The organism is Colwellia sp. SU-HH01172 (assembly GCF_057553355.1).
Genome location: NZ_BAAJMB010000010.1, coordinates 54021 through 72120, shown reverse-complemented (window position 1 = coordinate 72120; position 18100 = coordinate 54021). Strand labels below are relative to the sequence as shown.

Genomic DNA, 18100 nt, shown 5'->3' with positions numbered 1-18100 from the left:
GGAATTAAGATTAATTTTTCAGCTACAAAATAATAAAGGCACTTATTAAAAGTGCAAAGGAGATAACCAGTGAGAAATAAAGTCGCATTAGCTGTATCAACAGCCCTAATGTCTGTTTCATTAAGCTCAATGGCGAGTATTGATGATGCACGTCAATCAATCGCAGCAACAGCACCAAGCAAAGTTAAAGCACCACTCAATTCTGCTGTAGCTAACAAGTTTTTTTACGAAGCTGAATTAGCCTCAGGACAATATACCTATATTGTGCGTTTAAAAGAAATGCCATTAGCTACTTATGACGGTAGTATCGCAGGCTTAGCGGCAACAAGTCCTAAGATAGCTAAAAAAGATTTATTTGCAAAATTAGCTACTAGCAAAATGTCATCACAGCAAGTACGCGACGAGTTGCGTTTAGATGTTAACTCAAAAGAAGCTGTACAATACACAAACTTCCTTGAAAACAAACAACAAGAGTTTCTTTCTCAAGCAACATCACTATTAGGCAAAAAGTCTGAAGTTGTCTATCGCTATAAAAATGCCTTCAATGGTATGGCATTACGTTTAACACAAAACGAAGCAGCTAGATTAGCAACTTTGAGCAATGTCGCATTTGTTGAACGTGAACGTATGGAACAAATGGATACTGATACTGGTCCAATTCATATCGGCGCAACTGAAGTATGGGAAGGTGAAGGACCTACAGCAACCAATATGGGTGAAGGGGTAATTATCGGTGTTATTGATAGCGGCGTAAACTCTGATCACGCGTCGTTCGCGGATGTCGGTGGTGATGGCTATGACCACACCAACCCTTGGGGTGCTGGTGTTTACGTAGGCGATTGTGCTGGTGATTTCGCATCTATGTGTAACGACAAGTTAATTGGTGTGCGTTCATACGCTTCTGTAACTGATGCCTATGATGATGAATCCGTATTTGGTGATACACCTCCTGCAAAAAATGGTGAAGATTACGGCGGCCATGGCTCTCATACAGCTAGTACCGCTGGTGGTAATATCTTGAAAGAAGTACCGTTAGTAGATGCTGAGACAGGTGAGGCTGAAGGCGATGGCATAAACACTACAGGTTTTGAGTTTGAGCAAATTTCAGGTGTTGCACCACACGCAAATATTGTTGCCTACCAAATTTGTCTCCCTGGTGATCGCGGTGATACCTACTCAGGATGTCCTGGTGCTGCTATAATTGCTGCACTAGACGATGCTGTAACAGACGGAGTAGATGTACTTAACTACTCTATTAGTGGTGGCGGTAACCCATGGACTAGCTCAACAGAGCAGGGATTTTTAGCAGCACAGGAAGCAGGTATATTCTCTGCGGTATCAGCAGGTAATGATGGTCCAGGTGCAAATACGACTTCAAAGAATGCTCCTTGGTATACAGTAGTTGGTGCTTCAACTCATGGTCGTGAAGTAGCATTTGATAAGCAAATTGGTGACTTTACTGGTGGCGACACTGTATTAGCGGCGCTTGAAGGTAAAAGTGCATCTGGCGGTATTACAGCTAAGATTGTCTGGGCAGGTGATTACACAAACTCAAACGATCCTACTGGCGATCCAGAACAGTGTTTACAACCTTTCCCAGAAGGAACATTTGATGGTGAAATCGTTGTTTGTGACCGTGGAGCAATAGCTCGTGTGCAAAAAGCGATTAATGTTGAAGCAGGTGGAGCTGGTGGTTTTGTACTAGGCAACATCGATGGCGGTTCAAATTCTGTTGCGAATGACGTATATGTTGTACCTGGTATTCATATTGACAATGCCAATGGTAATGCTTTACGCACATGGTTAGCCACTGGTACCGATCACATGGCGACAATTACCGCTTCTGAAGGTGAACTTAAGATTGGTCAAGCGGATGATATGGCTGATTTCTCTTCACGTGGTCCAAACAATACCGTTGCGGATATCATGACTCCGTCAGTTACTGCACCAGGTGTTTCTATTTACGCTGCATACTCTGATCAACAATTTGGGCATGATAACACAGGTACGGCTCCGGCTGACTATGCGTTCTTACAAGGAACATCAATGTCAGCACCTCATACCGCTGGCGCTGGCGCTGTACTTAAATCTGCACACCCTACATGGACGCCTGACAACATACGTTCTGCACTAATGTTAACTGCTTCACAAGATGTTCGTAAAGAAGATGGTGAAACAGACGCTGATGTATTTGATATGGGATCAGGTAGTATTCGAGTTAACTTAGCGACGAATACAGGCTTAATTATGGACGAGACATTTGCTAACTACATGAAAGCAAATCCTGCAGTAGCTGGTGTTCCTTCGTCGTTAAACATTCCATCAATGGCTAACACTAAGTGTATTGATACCTGTTCATGGACTCGTACATTTACTGCAACTAAAGATGCAAGCTGGACTGTGACTACAAATACACCTGCCACGCCAGGTGCAAACGAAGGTGATGCACCAATTGCTAGCAAGATGGCGCTAACTGTTTCACCAGCAAGTTTTGATATTAAAGCCGGTGACACCCAAACCATTACGGTAACTGCTAATGTGAGCGAAGCAGAAGTTAATGCATGGAACTTCGGTGATGTGACATTAGTATCAGAAGGTATTCCTAATGCAAGATTGCCTGTCATGGTACAAGTGTCGGGCGATAACTTACCAACAGATGCGTCAATTGTTGCAAACCGTGCAGATGGGTCAATTACCTATACTGGATTAAAGTCTAAAGACCTAACCGGTACAGTGACTGCTACAACATATGAAGCAAAAGTTATTGAAGAGCGTACATTAGCTGTTACAGATGGTGATTTAGACTTCTTCACTATTACATTTGATGATGTAGTACCTCAGGCTGTATTCACAACAAGCTCTGACGAAGCTCCTGATGCCGACTTACGTATTTTGAACTCAGTATTTGCTCTAGTTGGATCAAGTGGTAGCGCAAGTTCAAATGAAATAGTATCTATTACTAACCTTCCTGCAGACACATACTATGTGGTTGTTGATGCATATACCGCTTCTGCACCTGGAGCAACAGACGCTGTTGATGTACAAGTTTCAACAACAGAGTTCGTTGAGGGTTCAATCAGTGAAGGAGTAACAACATCATTAGTTCAAAATGAAGAAAGCTTTGATTTAACGCTAAGCTGGACTGGCGCTTCAAATACCGCTGGTTTAATTGAATTAAAAGACGCTGATAGTAACCTTATTTTACCTTGGTCTATTACATTAGGTGAAACTGATGTTTCAGATAGTGCTTCGGATGATTTAACAAATAGTGTACAAACCATGAATCCAGGTGAAGCACAGTCTGCATCATTTGCTATTGCACCTAATTTCACTAACGAGGACAAGGTTTACACACTAACGGCTTCTGCTGAAGGACATGAATTCACCAATGCAAGTAACGGTGGTGAAGTTTCTGGCGATATGGTCACATGGAATATTACCCGCGTAGTAGGAGAATCTACTGACGTATTAGAAGTAAGTTTTGACTTCATACCTCGTGCAGCTGGTACAGAGCAAGAACTTAAGTTAACTAATACTTTAGGTAGTGATACAGCCGAGTCTGTCTATACCTTTGGTGTAGTAGAGGTAGCTCCTGTAGCAGCAATTACAGGGCTTTCAACAGTTACTGAAGGTTCTTCTGTAACTGTTGATGGTTCCACATCTTCTGATGCGAATGCGGATGAATTAATGTACACGTGGGTGCAACTATCAGGTACACCTGTTGGTTTCGACGCTAGTGCTGCATCATTCAGCTTTGAAGCACCAAAAGTTTCAAAAGATGAAACGATTTCATTCCAATTAACAGTTGATGATGGCAACGGTAATACCGATACGACCGTAGCATCTGCTTCAATCGTTAATAAGAAATCTAGTGGTTCATTTGGTTGGTTAATGTTACTACTTACTCCTATGTTATTTACCCGTCGTAAAAAAGCGTAATATCTAGGCGTACTTTAGTTTTAATTAACTAAGATAAACGAAAGCCATCAACAAATGTTGATGGCTTTTTTATTTACCTGCATATTACTTTTATCACTTAAGCTTTAGTAAAATCACTTCAGCAATAACTCTTCCCTTCTATCAGTAGGTTACAACATAAAACACACGCTATATTTACCCAGCGCCTACAACTTACCTGCTTAAAACCATTAAGAACTTTTTATAACGCCATATATTAAAGCCACAACATAGCTATCTTACGATTTGGTCACTTAAAGTGAAAAGGAATATTAATGAGATGACAATAAAAAAGCAGGGCTGATTTCTCAGCCCTGCTTTTTTATTAAATAACTAATCTGAACTCTGAATAATGAGAATGAAAAACATCACTATTTCAAAGCATCATCAACACTCAACCGACAGTAATGGTATTTATGCCTAGTTCAAGGCGTCTAAATGTGCCCAATAACGAGTTATTGGCAACTTGAACAACGTAGAAATAGGCTTTAATAGCGCTGCTGTAGCGTTTTGCTTATCCCGAGCTGGTTAACTACTTTAAGAATTAGAAATGAATTGTTGTGCCAACAAATACACCGTCAAATTCTATATCCGAATATAAATCATTCAAATCATCTAACTCAAGCTTAACTGAGCGATAGCCAGCGTTAATATTAACATCTACCGCTAAGTTATCGATAAGTTCATAACTTACGCCTACTTCATAGTCGTATAAAGTATGATCGTCAATTGACAAAAAGTTACCTTGGGCATATAAGTTTAACCCTGTAAGCGGCAGTCCTACATTCGTTGCAACATATAACATAGGCACAATATCTGTTACCGCAATGCTGTCAGACTGAGATACAGTGCCAGCATTCGTTGTTAGCTGTGATGAAACCGTAACATCACCATCAAAATCACGAGCGGTTAAACCAAAATCAAAAGACAATAAATCATTATCAAATAACTCATAATACAAAGTGTAATCAACATAACTTACATCAAAATCGGCATGAACATTCGCACCTTCCAAGAAGGTTTCATCGTCAAAATCAAAGTCACTATCTAAGGTTGTCATGCCATCAGTTTCTAATGACGTTGATGCAACACGTAAATTAGGGATCAAAGGTAATGGATGTTCAAAAGCAATGTAAAAGCTATTTTGCTTTTCATCGACCAAGTTAAAGTCAATTTGTGAGCTACCGTCACCAAATGTACCTGATGCTTGGTTATCCCATACTTGGCCACCAAGATAAATACCTAAGGCATCCGCTTGAACATTCGCTGATAAAACAGAGGCAAGTGTTGCCGCTAACGCTAATTTTTTCATGTTTATTTTACCCTTGACTCAATAAGTCGTTTAAATCAATCAGTGCAGCATTTGCACGTGATATATAATTTGCCATTACTAGAGAATGGTTGGCAAGCATACCAAAACCATCACCATTTAAAACCATTGGGCTCCAAACAGCTTCTTGGCTAGCTTCTAATTCTCGAATAATTTGTTGGACGCTCACTTTAGCATTTTTCTTTTCTAATACATCATTAAAATCAATTTCAATTGCTTTTAAGAAATGTAATAAGGCCCAACAGGCACCACGAGCTTCGTAAAATTCATTATCAATTACCCACCAACTGGTTTTCAATTGCATGCTAGAAGCCGTGTTTGTTGATTGCTGTGCCACACTGTCACCAGCAAGATCCACGTTAATTTGCTCACGGCCAACGCTTGCACTTAACCGTTGCGAATAACTGCCTAAACGTTTAGTCGCTTCCTGGATCCAAGCACGTAAATTATCTGAACGTGCATAAAACTGTGCCGACTGATTATTTACTTGTGTGAGTGCAGTACGGTATGCGTAAAGCTCATTAATGGCTTTTTGATATTCGCCTTCGGCACTTGGTATCGCCCAACTCGTGTGATCAATATTAAACTGTGGTTGCGCAATTTTTAAGTTTTTATTTTCAACTGATTGAGACTGGGAGCGACTAAACTCTTGACGCATCACCAAAGCCATATCACGGATCATTTCAAGCGCGCCTAGCTCCCAAGCAGGAATATTATCAAGAAATACTGAAGGAGGAATGGCGTCATTAGCTAAATAACCACCGGGTTTATTTAATAAGGTTTCCGTCACTCGTATCAACGCTGTAGTGGTAGTATAACCAACAACAGGAGCAACATTTTCGGCGCTAGCAGCTTTAGTCACCTCGGCACGAATATCCATTTGTTCAGGTTCAAAACTCCAATAAACACCTAAAAAATATAAAATAATGAATAAACCGGAAAAAGCAGAAATCACTGCCTTGGTTGAAATATTAACACTCATAAGTTACTCCTAATGATGATGGTGCTGCTTCTGTTTAAGACCCTTAACCAGATATTTCACATCAATGCTCGACTGATCGTCAAATTGCAAAGTGATGATAATATTTTCATCGGCTTTTAGCGGTTGTTTTAAATCAAAGATCATTAAATGATATCCTGATGGCTGAAATACCGTGCTGTCTTTAGCTAGTATTTCAACAAAATCTCGCTGACGCATTCTCATCATGCCACCGTCCATAGTATGTTCATGAATTTCAACTCGTTCACTAACTGAACTAATTGCTGAGACTAAACGTAAATCTTTGTCAGATCCATTATTCAACGTCATATAGGCAGAGGAAATATTCGTTCCGGGAATAGTTTCTCTAACAAAGCTATCTTGTGCAGTAATCGCCAGCCCTTGCTTGGCAAAACTGATGTTCAGAGCTGCATTACTAGTTAATAATACTAGTAAAAAAACAGGTTTCAGTATATTCATCATAAGCCGCTATACATCCTTTTTTATCCATATTATGATTCAACATCACTATTGTAACTAAGCTAGAACAAAATGGATAACTTAATTCTTTCAAATGAACACAATGGTGTTCTCTCAATAACCATCAATCGCGCTGATAAGAAAAATGCCTTAAACAACGACATGTACTTGGAACTTTGTCGCCTTTTTACCCTTGCCAATGAAAATAATGATATTCGCTGTGTCTTAATTCAAGGTGACGAAAAATGCTTTTGCGCCGGTAATGATCTGCAAGACTTTATCAAATGCAGTGAAAGTGGCGATTTAGCCGCATTCGATTTAGTTAAAGCTTTAGCAGCACTCGAAAAACCACTTGTTGCCGCAGTAGCAGGCCCAGCAGTGGGAATTGGCACCACATTATTATTACATTGCGACATGATCTATGCGGCCAATAATGCCAAATTTAAACTACCTTTTACTCAGTTAGGCCTAAGTCCTGAAGCAGGCTCAAGCTTATTGTTGCCATTACGCCTTGGTCACAACCGTGCATTCGAACTTTTAGTGTTAGGTAAAATGTTTAATGCTGAACAGGCGATGGAATACGGTTTAATTAACGATATTTGTGCTGAAGATGAATTACTAAGCACTGCCTTAGCAACAGCTGAAAACATAGCAAAACTACCATTAGACTCGCTTTTAACTAGTCGTAAGTTAATGAAAGCGCATACCCAAGCATTACTACCACAAGTAATGGAAAATGAAGCAGAGCAATTCAAACGTTTAGTTAATACTGATGAATGTAAAACCATTCTAAATAGCTTTTTTAAATAGTGAGTTTATTTAAGCGACTAAATCAAAAAGCTGAAGTTGTTTCAGCTTTTTTTATAACCTTAAACTTAGCAAAGCTAGCCGTTAATTAACTAATCAGTTTTTTCAGTTTTTTCTTAAGTTTCTTCACTTTCCCTTCTAATTCTTCATCTTCACTGACATCGATTTGTGCAACAAGCTTACTTGCTTTAGTTAGCTCTTTTTCTTGCATATATAATTGCGCTAAACGATATTTCACCCAAGGTTGATATTGCTTATCTGCTATGGGTAATGCTTGAGTTAACGCTTCAATACCTAACACAGCTTGTTCACCCGACTCTGCTGATACTTTACCTTGTTGATATAACGCCCGGCTTTTTCTTTCATCGTCTTTAGCATATTTAATCGCCAATTTAAGATCTTCCCGAGCACTGTCCCACGCTTCTTTTTGAATACTTACGTTAGCGCGAGAAAAATACAAAATGCCACTTTCGGGAAACTTAGTAAAAGCTTCATTCATGGTTTTTTCTGCTAATTCCGGTTTTTCTGTTTGCCAATAAACATTGGCAATTTGGCTATAGCCTTGCTCGGCATCATATTGCTGAAGCTGTTTAGCGTAGGTAAGTGCTTGCTCAGTGTCACCACCAGCAATACCGGGGGCATTTAAATGAAAACCAATTAAGGTATTTAGAGCGTCTTGATGGTCCGGTTTTAGTTCAACGGTTTTTTCCATCGCTTTAATGAAGTCTTTCGCATAACCCAATTTTGAAAAAATACTGGCTTTTTGCGCCATGATCACAGCGCTAACACCTAAATAATAGTTCACATCAACGTTATTACTATGCTGCTCTTGCAAGTCTTCAAAATAATCAAAGGCATCTTCTGTTTGATCTTTTACCAGTAATAAACGTCCTGATAATACTTGCCCTGCAACACTGGATTTTTCTTCATTTGATAAAGCACTTAAGGTTTGTTCTGCAAGCGCTACATCCTCACTCTCCAATGCCTCTTGCACTGATTTCATGTCCGCATAACTCGCTGTACTTACTGAACAAACGAGCGCTAAGATCATCAACTTTTTTTTCATTTTACGTCCTGTATTTTTATTATTAGTTTATTCGAAATTAATATTGTGGCGTTCGTTTATCTCGGCTCACCAACCAAATCACCATAGCAACTAAAATAATTGGCCAAAAAACACCTATAAATAACATTGCCCCGCCACCCAACAGTAATATAGCAACGAAAATTAATGAGCCAAATACACTCATGGCTATTGCTAAAGCAACTAAAACCAGTAGCACCACAACTAATGCTGAGATACTAATTGCCTTTAAAGGTTCAATCATTTTCTCATTCATGTAAATATCAACATCTAATAATTCGATAAAGCTGACACCTAACACATAAGTTAAGAACATAGTGGCAAAAATAGCTAAAAACAAAGACTTAAAAAATGACATTTTAATTTCCTCTCCGTATAAACATCTCGCCGTTTCGTTTTGCTCTATAAATTAATAGCTACGAGTTTTAGTCGGCATTAATAATGTTGCCACTAAATAGGCAACACCGGTAGCAACAGGGAACATTAGCAACGCAACAATAGCACCTGCTCTAACGGCTATACGAGGCACATTGTAATGTTTCGCAATACCACCGCACACACCTGATAATTTTTTATGAACGACATCTTTAGTTAAGGTTTTGTTAACTGAATATTCACGATTAAAACTCATTACTTACTCCTCATGTCCAACTTGCGGATCTTTGCACAATATCTTAAAAAATATGAGTAGCCCGGCACCGATAAAAAAACTAACCACTGGTGTTATAAACATAACACCAGCAATTAACCATGATGAAGATGCCACACTAATACCTCTAGGCTCTATTAGCCGTTAACAACTTTTTGCTTAAGTTGTTCAAGCTCTTGCTCGATATTCTCATCCTTCTCAAGCTCACGAAATTGACTATCCAAGTCTTTTGCTGATGTCATATCGTACGCTTCAACTTCTGCTTCAACTCGGTCGATTTTTTGTTGATAACGTTCGAATTTACTAATCGCTTCATCAATATTATAAACCGCGGCTTTTTCACGAACTTTCAAGCGGACCTCTGCCGACTGTTGACGCACTTTATAAGCATCTTGTTTACGTTTAGCTTCAGTAAGTTTTTCTTGCAAACGCTGGCCGTCTTGTTGCACAGCAGTTAGGTACTCATCAAACTGAGCTAGTTCTTCATTAAATTCAGCAAGCTTTTGTGTACAATTTTGCTTTTCAACTAGGGCTGATTTTGCTAAATCTTCTCTGCCTTTACTTAGCGCCAACTCAGCTTTTTGCTGCCAATTAGCAACACGACTTTCCATTTCGCGAATATTGCGCATTACGGTTTTCTTCTCGGCAATATGTTTTGCCGCGGTAGAGCGCACTTCAACTAAAGTTTCTTCCATTTCTTGAATGATCAACTTGATCATTTTTTCCGGATTTTCAGCCTTATCTAACATTGAATTAATGTTCGCGTTAATAATGTCTGTGAATCGTGAAAACATGCCCATGGTATTTCTCCTATTACTCTTCTGAAGGTTTTTGTTTTTGTTGACGTAATTTCGTTTGCTTCGACACAGCCGCAACTTCTTGCGTGTCAACTGTTGTGTAGCGCATTGAAAAGCGACGTAGTTCAGCTTTAATTGAATTTGACACTTCCGCTGATAAATCACGCGCAACCTTTTGTCCTTGTGCCTGTACAGTTGCTGCTAAACTGTGTTCTAAAGAAGCTTCTTGTGCAGAAGCGCTGATAGTAAATAGCAACGTACAAGATAATAAAACGGTGCTTAAAGCTTGTTTACTTTGTAATAGTTTCATTATTAATATCCTTATGTCAGTAACATGAAAAGTCAGTTTTTAACTCTTCTTGTTGATTTCTGATATTACTATTACAAGTGCTGTGCCAACTAAGAAAAACTTTTTAATTGATTGTTATTGTTAGGTTTTAATAAATCCATCAACTAGCATTAATTTAACGACATAATATGTCACACGAAAAATTGGTCAATATAATCACTTAGGTTAGTTAAATTAACCAACACTTATTTTATCTAGTTAGAGATGAAATTTAGTACCGAAGAGAAAGTGATGTGCAAATGATTAAAAAAGAGTTTGGCAGCATGGCGCTGCCGTTGAATTATTACTTATCGAGCGTTAAAAGCATCATTTATTGCTATAGCAAGGTTAGCCTGTTTCAATCGACGTATGGGCTAATGAACCCCACTCGCTCCATGAACCATCATAAACACGAACATCACTCAAGCCACTCAACTCAGCCGCTAAGGCTAAAATACAAGCAGTTACCCCTGAGCCACAACTCATAATCATAGGCGTATTATTAGCATTTAAATCTTTGAATATTTCAACCAGCTCATCTGGTGATTTAAATAAGTTATGGGCAGAGTTATGATTAAATAGTTCAGCATAAGGTAAGTTTTTTGAAGTTGGTATATGACCACTGCGTACACCCGCACGTGGCTCTGCAACGGTCCCCTTAAATCGGTCGTTAGCTCTGGCATCAAGAATTAACTCTTCCTGTTGCTTTGTTTGTTGTTCTACTTCCCGCCAATCACAAAAATATCCCGTTTGTGCTTGAGCAACAAAATCACCAGTTAGGTTGTTAATTTCTGATACAGAGTCTCCTACAGCTTTTTCTACTATCGGCTTATTCAATGACAGCCAATAAGGTAAACCTCCATCCAATACAGCAATGTTTTTGTGCCCCATTGCCTTAAACATATACCAAGCGCGTGCAGCGGAAAATAAACCAAGGTCATCATAAACTACAATCTGGCTTTGTTGACTAACACCTAATGCCCGCGCGGCAAGTTCAAAATGTTCACTTGATGGCATAGTGTGAGGCTGTTCACTATCGAGATCAGAGAAGTCTTGGTTTAAGTCAAAACGACGAGCATTGGGAATAGCATAGGTTGGCCAACTATGTGCGGGCGCTTGCATTTTACCAACCGGAGGGATACTCGCGTCCAATAACACAAGATCTTTTCTATCTAGAATTGAATGCAGGTCAGTACAAGAAATAAGTTGTTGAAAATAAGTCATGATGTCAGAACATTACCAATAAACATCTAGCAAAATTAACTGAGATTTATGACAAAGTACAGTGTTACAGCTCGGGTAAATTACAAAAAAGTGGCAAGAAAAGTTGTCTAAAAATCAAATATACAAATAGCCAAAGTGACAAAATCATAACAAGATAAAAACTAACTTAGCTTATCGCCATCAGATAAATGACATCACAAGGTTAGTATCAAAATAATCCTGCTATGAATCTTAAGATAAAATAGTTTTTTTTCCTTGCTCTAGTCGCGCCACAACAAACGACGTCGCCAGCATACACACACCGGGTAACATAAATAGGGTAAATAACATGGTTAAGCTCGTCATTGCAGCATTCCTTTTTAGCAGTTAATACAGCTATAATTTTAAATTGTTACTAGTTAAGTTGCATAAACACTTACAAAGGTTGTGCCAAGGATCGAAAAAAATGTTAACTCATTGTTTTTTAATTGAATTTAATTTTTACAAAATAATATAATTTGTTAAAAATGCCTTAATAGACAAGCGGTGTGGTTAAATTAACTAACTTATAGCGAATTTATAGTAGTACTGTGAGAAAAGTAGAATTAACACTAAAAATGTCCCGAAATCGAGAAGCCACATACCGATATCGGGATTTTCCATTCGCATACTTACAGCGAGTGCGACAAATTAACACACAAGCTTTAGCTAAATTATACGGCTAGGTTTAAGTCTGGATTTAGCTGTACCACTCTATCAAAAGCTTGTTGCAGAATATCACCAGACACTTCTTTACCGCTGCAGTTTTCACTTAAAAAGCGACGGAATTGTTTCGCTCCCGCTAAGCCATTGCACAAACCTAACATATGTCTTATTACATGCCAGGCACGTCCGCCATTAGCAACGTGATGGTTAATATATATCGCCATTTCATTAATAACTGCTTGCCGTGATTTCACCGGCTCATTGGCTTGCCAAATAGCATTATCAGCTTCAACTAGCATATAAGGGTTTTGATAAACTTCTCGGCCGATCATCACGCCATCAATGTGCTGCATGTGATCATTAGCTTCTGCAAAACTTTTAATTCCACCGTTAATTGAAATCTCTAACTCAGGAAAATCTTGTTTAATTTGATAAACCCTTTGGTAGTCCAAAGGCGGAATATCTCTATTTTGCTTCGGGCTTAAACCACTTAGCCAAGCTTTACGCGCATGAATAATAAAATGCTGACAACCTGCAGCACTTACCGTCGTCATAAACTGGTGCAAAAATTCATAGCTGTCTAAATCATCAATACCAATACGAGACTTAACCGTAGTAGGAATACTAGTAGCGTTTTGCATGCTCGATACACAATCAGCAACCAATTGCGGCTCAGCCATTAAACACGCGCCAAACATGCCATTTTGCACACGATCAGACGGACAACCAACATTAATGTTAATTTCGTCATAACCATGCTGTTCAGCAATTTTTGCGCACTCCGTCATCGCTTTTACATCACTGCCACCAAGCTGCAACACCAAAGGATGCTCCTGCTCGTTATATTCAAGGTAATTGCCTTTACCAAATAGAATCGCCCCTGTTGTTACCATTTCGGTGTATAACACAGTGTGCTTTGACATTACGCGATAAAAATAACGACAATGACGATCAGTCCAATCGAGCATAGGTGCTATAGAAAGCCGGTGACTTATTGAATTTGTTGAGTTTATTGGTTTTACTGGGCTTGACACTTTTCTACCTTACAATTACTACTGTATGAATTACTTTGAATAACCTTCAGTTTCGATCTTTGATACACCATAAATAAGTTAGATTCTCAATGGCATCATTCACAATGACAAAACGCGCTAAAGCCAATGCTGACTTCAATTACCGTTGTGGCATTGTTGTTATAAAAACAATGCGATTATACACCGAGAATCTAAAACTTTCCGTAAAAAAGAACTCGCTATAATTTATTAAAAAAACGCGTTCAGGAAACTATGTTAATGAGTTGGAAACCAATAGAATTATTTCTTTACGCGTAGTATTAGATCTAAATATTGAAGATGCAGATTTGTAAAGTTATACAGGTTGAACTATATGGCGTGAAGGAGTGTTCAGATTATTCAAATAAGGCTACTCTGTTGAAGAAGTAGCCTAAGTTACAGGACATAGAAATTTAAATGTTCTTTCGCAGGTTTATACTCAGTTATTTCCGCATAAACTACACAATAAATTCAATCAAGAGCCAAATATCGAATCTACGTAGGAATTAGTGTCATAAAGAAGATTTGATGCTTCTGTAGCAACCAGAGTTATATTAGCAATAAAAAGCAATGGCAAAATATATACAGGAATTAATATGAATATTCCTACAAACTCTACTCTATAAGCCCCTATATATGAAGAGCGCTTTCGGAGAATCTCATATGCATCAGGAAGTGATAAGTCATTATCTTGACCAATAGATTTCAAAATTTTAATATCAGAGTCTAAATATGGATCTTTATCTTTATCTTTGTCTCTCAATTTATCTAAATTAGAAATGACTTCTGAAATTTCATCTCTCAAATGAATAAACGATCCTGACCTAACAATAAAGTCACTATAATCTGAAAATTTATATACTTTAGGCGCCAATACTTTAAAAAATAGTATAAAAAAGAAAAAATTAAGACCACAAAACCAATAAGAGTAAAAAATCAAATTTGGTTGATAGTTAATGTTAGGGTGCAATCCTAGCTTTAATATCATTGGTGACAAAGTGAATAACAGAACAACTAACCCGATAGCCTTATTATTCGCTACAAAAGCCCAGTTCTCCCAGTTAACTTTGGAACCTTTGACTTTTGACATATGAGATAAACATACCCCCAAAACCAAGCCTAATACACCCAATACCCAGAATACAAACTCAGTATAATTAATACCTAGCTTATTTAAATCATTTATCAATTTAACTGTAAAAGGGACACCCATTGCCATAACAGCACCAGCCAAATAATTTTGCTGAAAACATAACGCGATAAACTTCAATTGACCCATAAATCAAAAAACCTAAAACACTCTTAAAAACAAAACCTTAACATTAGACTAAGATGAGCCTCAACAAATTATTAATTAAAATGTTAAAAATACTAATACATTTAATAAAAGACTTTACCCCCGTATTACTAAAACGGGGGTCGCTCCGCTCAATTAAATCAAACACCTTAGCATAGGGCTTTCTTTCTAGTTTTAGCGTCTTTTGACTTATCCGCTATCGCATTCAATATTACGTCATTACTACGTTTCTCTTTCACAGATATCTTCATCCGTTGATCGCTAAAAATAGTAAAGCGCATTTTTATGTTTTTGCACTTTTTTCAGTTTAAGTAATGCCTTTTCAGCTTTGATACGATCGTTATTAATTTTTACTCTTATCAGCAAATTCCTTTACCTTGCGTAAATAACGTATCAATCGAGCCTCTTCTCTATTTATCGGCTTACTACCTATATAAGTCGACTCTCTTTCTAATTTTTGCTGTGTTTTTATATTTTTTTCAAAATTAATCATTTCTGATTCAGACAGTTGCTGCCAAACACCATTTCTATCGGTTGCTAAAGCACACTTTCGCGGCAATGACTCTAAAATTAAAATAGCCCCCAACGAATAAAACCTGTTTTCATAAACGCAGCCTAAAATCTTGCCTCTATCAATTACCAGCTCCCACGGAAAGCTGTTGTCATTTAACTGAATTCCATCCTTCTCCTCAGTAAATGATTGAGAAAAAGAAGAAAAACTCACAAGAAGAGGTACTAAATATATGAATTTCATCATGGTTTATCCTTAAAGCATAACGCCCAATTACCTAGACTTAATATTAAGTTAGCTGACATAGTTAACAACTTGAAAGTTGCCAACTGCGGTTATTCGTTTACCACTAATTTTAAACATAACTCACTACAAGCAAGTTGTTGATTATTCAAAGTGATAAAATTCGGTTTATTACCAATAACTTTGAAGCCTTGTTTTTCCAACACATGTTGTGATGCTGGGTTATTATCTAAAACTTGAGCATACAGCATTTTGATGGCGAATTTATGTTGCGCTATTTTAATTAACTCAGTTAAACAGGCGCTTGCAAATCCTTGGGAGGTAAATTGCTTTGAAACTCTGTAACCTACAGACGCTTTATTATCCACAATACCTTTTAGATTGCCTCTAGCGACTATAACGTTATCTTGAATAAGCACACCACAATAAGCAGTGCCTAAATTCATATGATTGATTTGCTCGGCAATATGCTCACCTACTCCTTGCTCAGAGTAAAAGTCATTAGCTCTTGGCTCGATTAATGATTCAAACCAGGCTTTATTTTCTAACTCAAAATCTAATAATGGTTTTAAATGATGCCTAGTTAATACTTCAAACTTCATATAGCTCCATGATACGCCTCTTAAAAAGGCAAATAATAGTTAGGCACAAAAAGCGGTAAACGACTAAAAACCAGCGTTTTCACGATCAACTTTCATTAGGATAACTAGCACAAATCTTGGCGAGTGTTTTCGTAAAATCATCATACTCTTTATCTTCTAACATGCCTTTAAACGACTTTGCCAAGTTTTTATAAACAGAGCTTTGAATACTTAAGAATAATTTCCGGCCTTTTTCAGTTAACAATATATGCTGTGCCCTAGCATCATACTGACAAGTGGCGCGATATATTAATTCTCGCTTTTCCAATTTATTCACCATGACACTAGCCGAAGACTTTTGCACTTGCATTTCAGCAGCCAGTGCCGATAAATGCGTACTATCGTCATGCTTTTCACTGGCCGGATCAATTTCAGCATTCTCAGCAATATGAACACATAACAAGTACTCAAATTCGCTATAGCTCAAACTGTTTTCTTTATTATCAAACGTTTGAATATCCCACGTTCTAGATATTATGCGCTGAAATTTTATTAGAGAATATTCCAAATCCATAGTTAAACCATTATTAAATCAATTCATTTAGTTAGCTTATCTAACAAAATAACATTTCTGAAAAAAAAGTGCTAACTATTCATAATTTAAAGAATTTCCCAGAAAATATATATATATGTAACTAGCACTCGCATTTTATCTGAACATCTTCAAAAATAAACATAGTTTGACTAACTAACCAAAATAAAGATAATGGTTAGACAGACTAACCTTAATGAGTGAAAATATGACACAGATAAAAAACAACCCAAATGCCCAACTCGCTAGTGCATGGAACGACAAGCATACAGAAGAATACGTCAACCAATGGGGAGAGCTGCTACTGCACAAAAAAATTCCTGAATTCTGCAATCTTTTACCCTCAGAAACAGTTTTAGATATAGGTTGTGGCAGCGGAGCCGCTGTTAGAGCCATTGCCAGTAAGCTGACAACAGGACATGTTACGGGCATCGACCCAACACCTAAAATGCTCGAAATAGCCTCACAACTTACAGCCAATAATAACCAACAACACATAAGCTTTTTACTTGCCGGGGCAGAAAACATACCGGCTGAAAATGAAAGTTGCGATTTAGTGATAGCCGTTAATACCCTGCATCATTGGCTAGATGTTAAAGCTGGGCTTAAAGAAGTATTGAGAATTCTAAAACCATCAGGTCGGTTTATTTCTATTGACGATCTCTGGGAAGAGTCAGAGGAATATGGCCAAGCTCCAATTGACGATAACGATGGTTTGTCATGCCATCATGAACTTAAAAGCAGAAATGGTATTGTCGAATTACTCAGTAATAGTGGCTTTTCAAATATATCAAATACCGAACACAGAGAGCCAAATGCCACTGCCTCAATAATCACAGGTTATAAAGCATAGAGGTGTAAGCTTAATAAGAAAGCATTTTGACAAACCTCTACAAAGGAGATTTACCATGACAGCTCGTTTACCGTTACACCAAAGGTGCACGTTTCATACAGAACGACTATTAATTAAAAGTGTTAAGTCTCAAATAGTTGATGACGACAGTAAACGGTTATACACAGATAAAGTTTTGCAATTGTTAACGCCAGCAGTCACTAGCTCGCTACCCGCTGACTGGCAAAACATTACAAGCTATCAAGAGGCCAGTAAATGGTGGCAACAAAGAATTAAAGAAAGCTGCTTGTTATCCATCCAGCTCAAAGCAAGCGATGAAATTATTGGCTTTGCTTTTCTCTATGACGATGAAACAGAGCAGGCACAAGTAGATTTGCATATTGGCTACCTACTAGGTGAAGCTTATTGGGCTAAAGGTTATGGCAGTGAGTTAATTAACGGACTAGTTAATTGGGCATATTTAGACAAGAACATCCGCTCCCTCGTCGGAGGGGTTGAAATCAATAATATTGCTTCAATTAAGGTAATGGAAAAAAATGGCTTTCGTCGTGCCAAGCTGAATAGCCCAGATAAAAACGTTATCTTCTTAGAGCGTATCACCAACAAAGCAGATGTTAAGCAATAAGTCTCTTTTACACTTAACAAAAGCCAT

The 18100-nt window shown here is 37.9% G+C and carries 18 protein-coding genes; 4 read left to right on the top strand and 14 right to left on the bottom strand.

The window, feature by feature from the left end; translation table 11 throughout:
- Positions 1–69 precede the first annotated feature (69 nt).
- A complete protein-coding gene (locus tag AC27JP_RS19875) occupies positions 70–3939 on the top strand; it encodes a S8 family serine peptidase (protein WP_487117679.1) in 3870 nt (1289 codons plus the stop codon).
- A gap of 562 nt (positions 3940–4501) precedes the next feature.
- On the opposite strand, the gene AC27JP_RS19870 is transcribed toward AC27JP_RS19875, so the two are convergent.
- The 3 genes from AC27JP_RS19870 to AC27JP_RS19860 are packed head-to-tail and all read right to left on the bottom strand — an operon-like array spanning position 4502 to position 6749.
- Positions 4502–5269: a TIGR04219 family outer membrane beta-barrel protein gene (locus AC27JP_RS19870; protein ID WP_487117678.1), complete on the bottom strand. Its 768-nt coding sequence runs from the start codon at positions 5267–5269 to the stop codon at positions 4502–4504.
- Between the two features lie 7 nt (positions 5270–5276).
- On the bottom strand, positions 5277–6269 hold the full coding sequence (locus tag AC27JP_RS19865) for a DUF2333 family protein (RefSeq protein ID WP_487117677.1): 993 nt from the start codon (positions 6267–6269) through the stop codon (positions 5277–5279).
- Between the two features lie 9 nt (positions 6270–6278).
- Positions 6279–6749 carry a copper chaperone PCu(A)C gene (locus tag AC27JP_RS19860; protein WP_487117676.1) on the bottom strand — a complete coding sequence of 157 codons (471 nt, stop codon included), beginning with the start codon at positions 6747–6749 and terminating at the stop codon, positions 6279–6281.
- 69 nt (positions 6750–6818) lie between these two features.
- On the opposite strand from AC27JP_RS19860, the gene AC27JP_RS19855 reads away from it, so the two are divergent.
- Positions 6819–7556, top strand: coding sequence for an enoyl-CoA hydratase-related protein (locus AC27JP_RS19855; RefSeq protein WP_487117675.1), 738 nt, complete (start codon positions 6819–6821; stop codon positions 7554–7556).
- An 85-nt stretch (positions 7557–7641) separates the two neighbouring features.
- Here AC27JP_RS19855 and AC27JP_RS19850 read toward each other — a convergent pair whose 3' ends face one another.
- From AC27JP_RS19850 to AC27JP_RS19800, 11 genes are all read right to left on the bottom strand, one after another.
- A complete protein-coding gene (locus AC27JP_RS19850) occupies positions 7642–8619 on the bottom strand; it encodes a tetratricopeptide repeat protein (protein ID WP_487117674.1) in 978 nt (325 codons plus the stop codon).
- A gap of 37 nt (positions 8620–8656) precedes the next feature.
- Positions 8657–8995 (bottom strand): hypothetical protein, encoded by a 339-nt coding sequence (locus AC27JP_RS19845; protein ID WP_487117673.1) that lies wholly within the window; start codon positions 8993–8995, stop codon positions 8657–8659.
- A 51-nt stretch (positions 8996–9046) separates the two neighbouring features.
- The gene (locus tag AC27JP_RS19840) at positions 9047–9268 is read right to left on the bottom strand and encodes a PspC domain-containing protein (RefSeq protein ID WP_487117672.1); all 222 of its coding nucleotides are present in this window, start codon (positions 9266–9268) and stop codon (positions 9047–9049) included.
- 155 nt (positions 9269–9423) lie between these two features.
- A complete protein-coding gene (gene pspA / locus AC27JP_RS19835; protein WP_487117671.1) occupies positions 9424–10086 on the bottom strand; it encodes a phage shock protein PspA in 663 nt (220 codons plus the stop codon).
- 13 nt (positions 10087–10099) lie between these two features.
- Positions 10100–10393, bottom strand: a complete 294-nt coding sequence (locus AC27JP_RS19830; protein WP_487117670.1) for a hypothetical protein — start codon at positions 10391–10393, stop codon at positions 10100–10102.
- Positions 10394–10759: 366 nt separating this feature from the next.
- A complete protein-coding gene (locus tag AC27JP_RS19825; protein WP_487117669.1) occupies positions 10760–11635 on the bottom strand; it encodes a sulfurtransferase in 876 nt (291 codons plus the stop codon).
- A 692-nt stretch (positions 11636–12327) separates the two neighbouring features.
- On the bottom strand, positions 12328–13353 hold the full coding sequence (gene dusA, locus AC27JP_RS19820) for a tRNA dihydrouridine(20/20a) synthase DusA (protein WP_487117668.1): 1026 nt from the start codon (positions 13351–13353) through the stop codon (positions 12328–12330).
- A 493-nt stretch (positions 13354–13846) separates the two neighbouring features.
- Positions 13847–14650 (bottom strand): hypothetical protein, encoded by an 804-nt coding sequence (locus AC27JP_RS19815; RefSeq protein ID WP_487117667.1) that lies wholly within the window; start codon positions 14648–14650, stop codon positions 13847–13849.
- A gap of 361 nt (positions 14651–15011) precedes the next feature.
- Positions 15012–15425, bottom strand: a complete 414-nt coding sequence (locus AC27JP_RS19810) for a DUF1496 domain-containing protein (RefSeq protein WP_487117666.1) — start codon at positions 15423–15425, stop codon at positions 15012–15014.
- A gap of 89 nt (positions 15426–15514) precedes the next feature.
- Positions 15515–16024 (bottom strand): GNAT family N-acetyltransferase, encoded by a 510-nt coding sequence (locus AC27JP_RS19805; protein WP_487117665.1) that lies wholly within the window; start codon positions 16022–16024, stop codon positions 15515–15517.
- Positions 16025–16109: 85 nt separating this feature from the next.
- Complete coding sequence (locus AC27JP_RS19800) at positions 16110–16577, bottom strand: MarR family winged helix-turn-helix transcriptional regulator (protein ID WP_487117664.1); 468 nt, start codon at positions 16575–16577, stop codon at positions 16110–16112.
- A gap of 226 nt (positions 16578–16803) precedes the next feature.
- Here AC27JP_RS19800 and AC27JP_RS19795 point away from each other — a divergent pair, with 226 nt between their 5' ends.
- Both AC27JP_RS19795 and AC27JP_RS19790 read left to right on the top strand, forming a co-directional pair.
- Positions 16804–17448: a class I SAM-dependent methyltransferase gene (locus AC27JP_RS19795; protein ID WP_487117663.1), complete on the top strand. Its 645-nt coding sequence runs from the start codon at positions 16804–16806 to the stop codon at positions 17446–17448.
- Between the two features lie 55 nt (positions 17449–17503).
- The gene (locus AC27JP_RS19790; RefSeq protein ID WP_487117662.1) at positions 17504–18073 is read left to right on the top strand and encodes a GNAT family N-acetyltransferase; all 570 of its coding nucleotides are present in this window, start codon (positions 17504–17506) and stop codon (positions 18071–18073) included.
- The last annotated feature ends 27 nt before the right edge of the window (positions 18074–18100 follow it).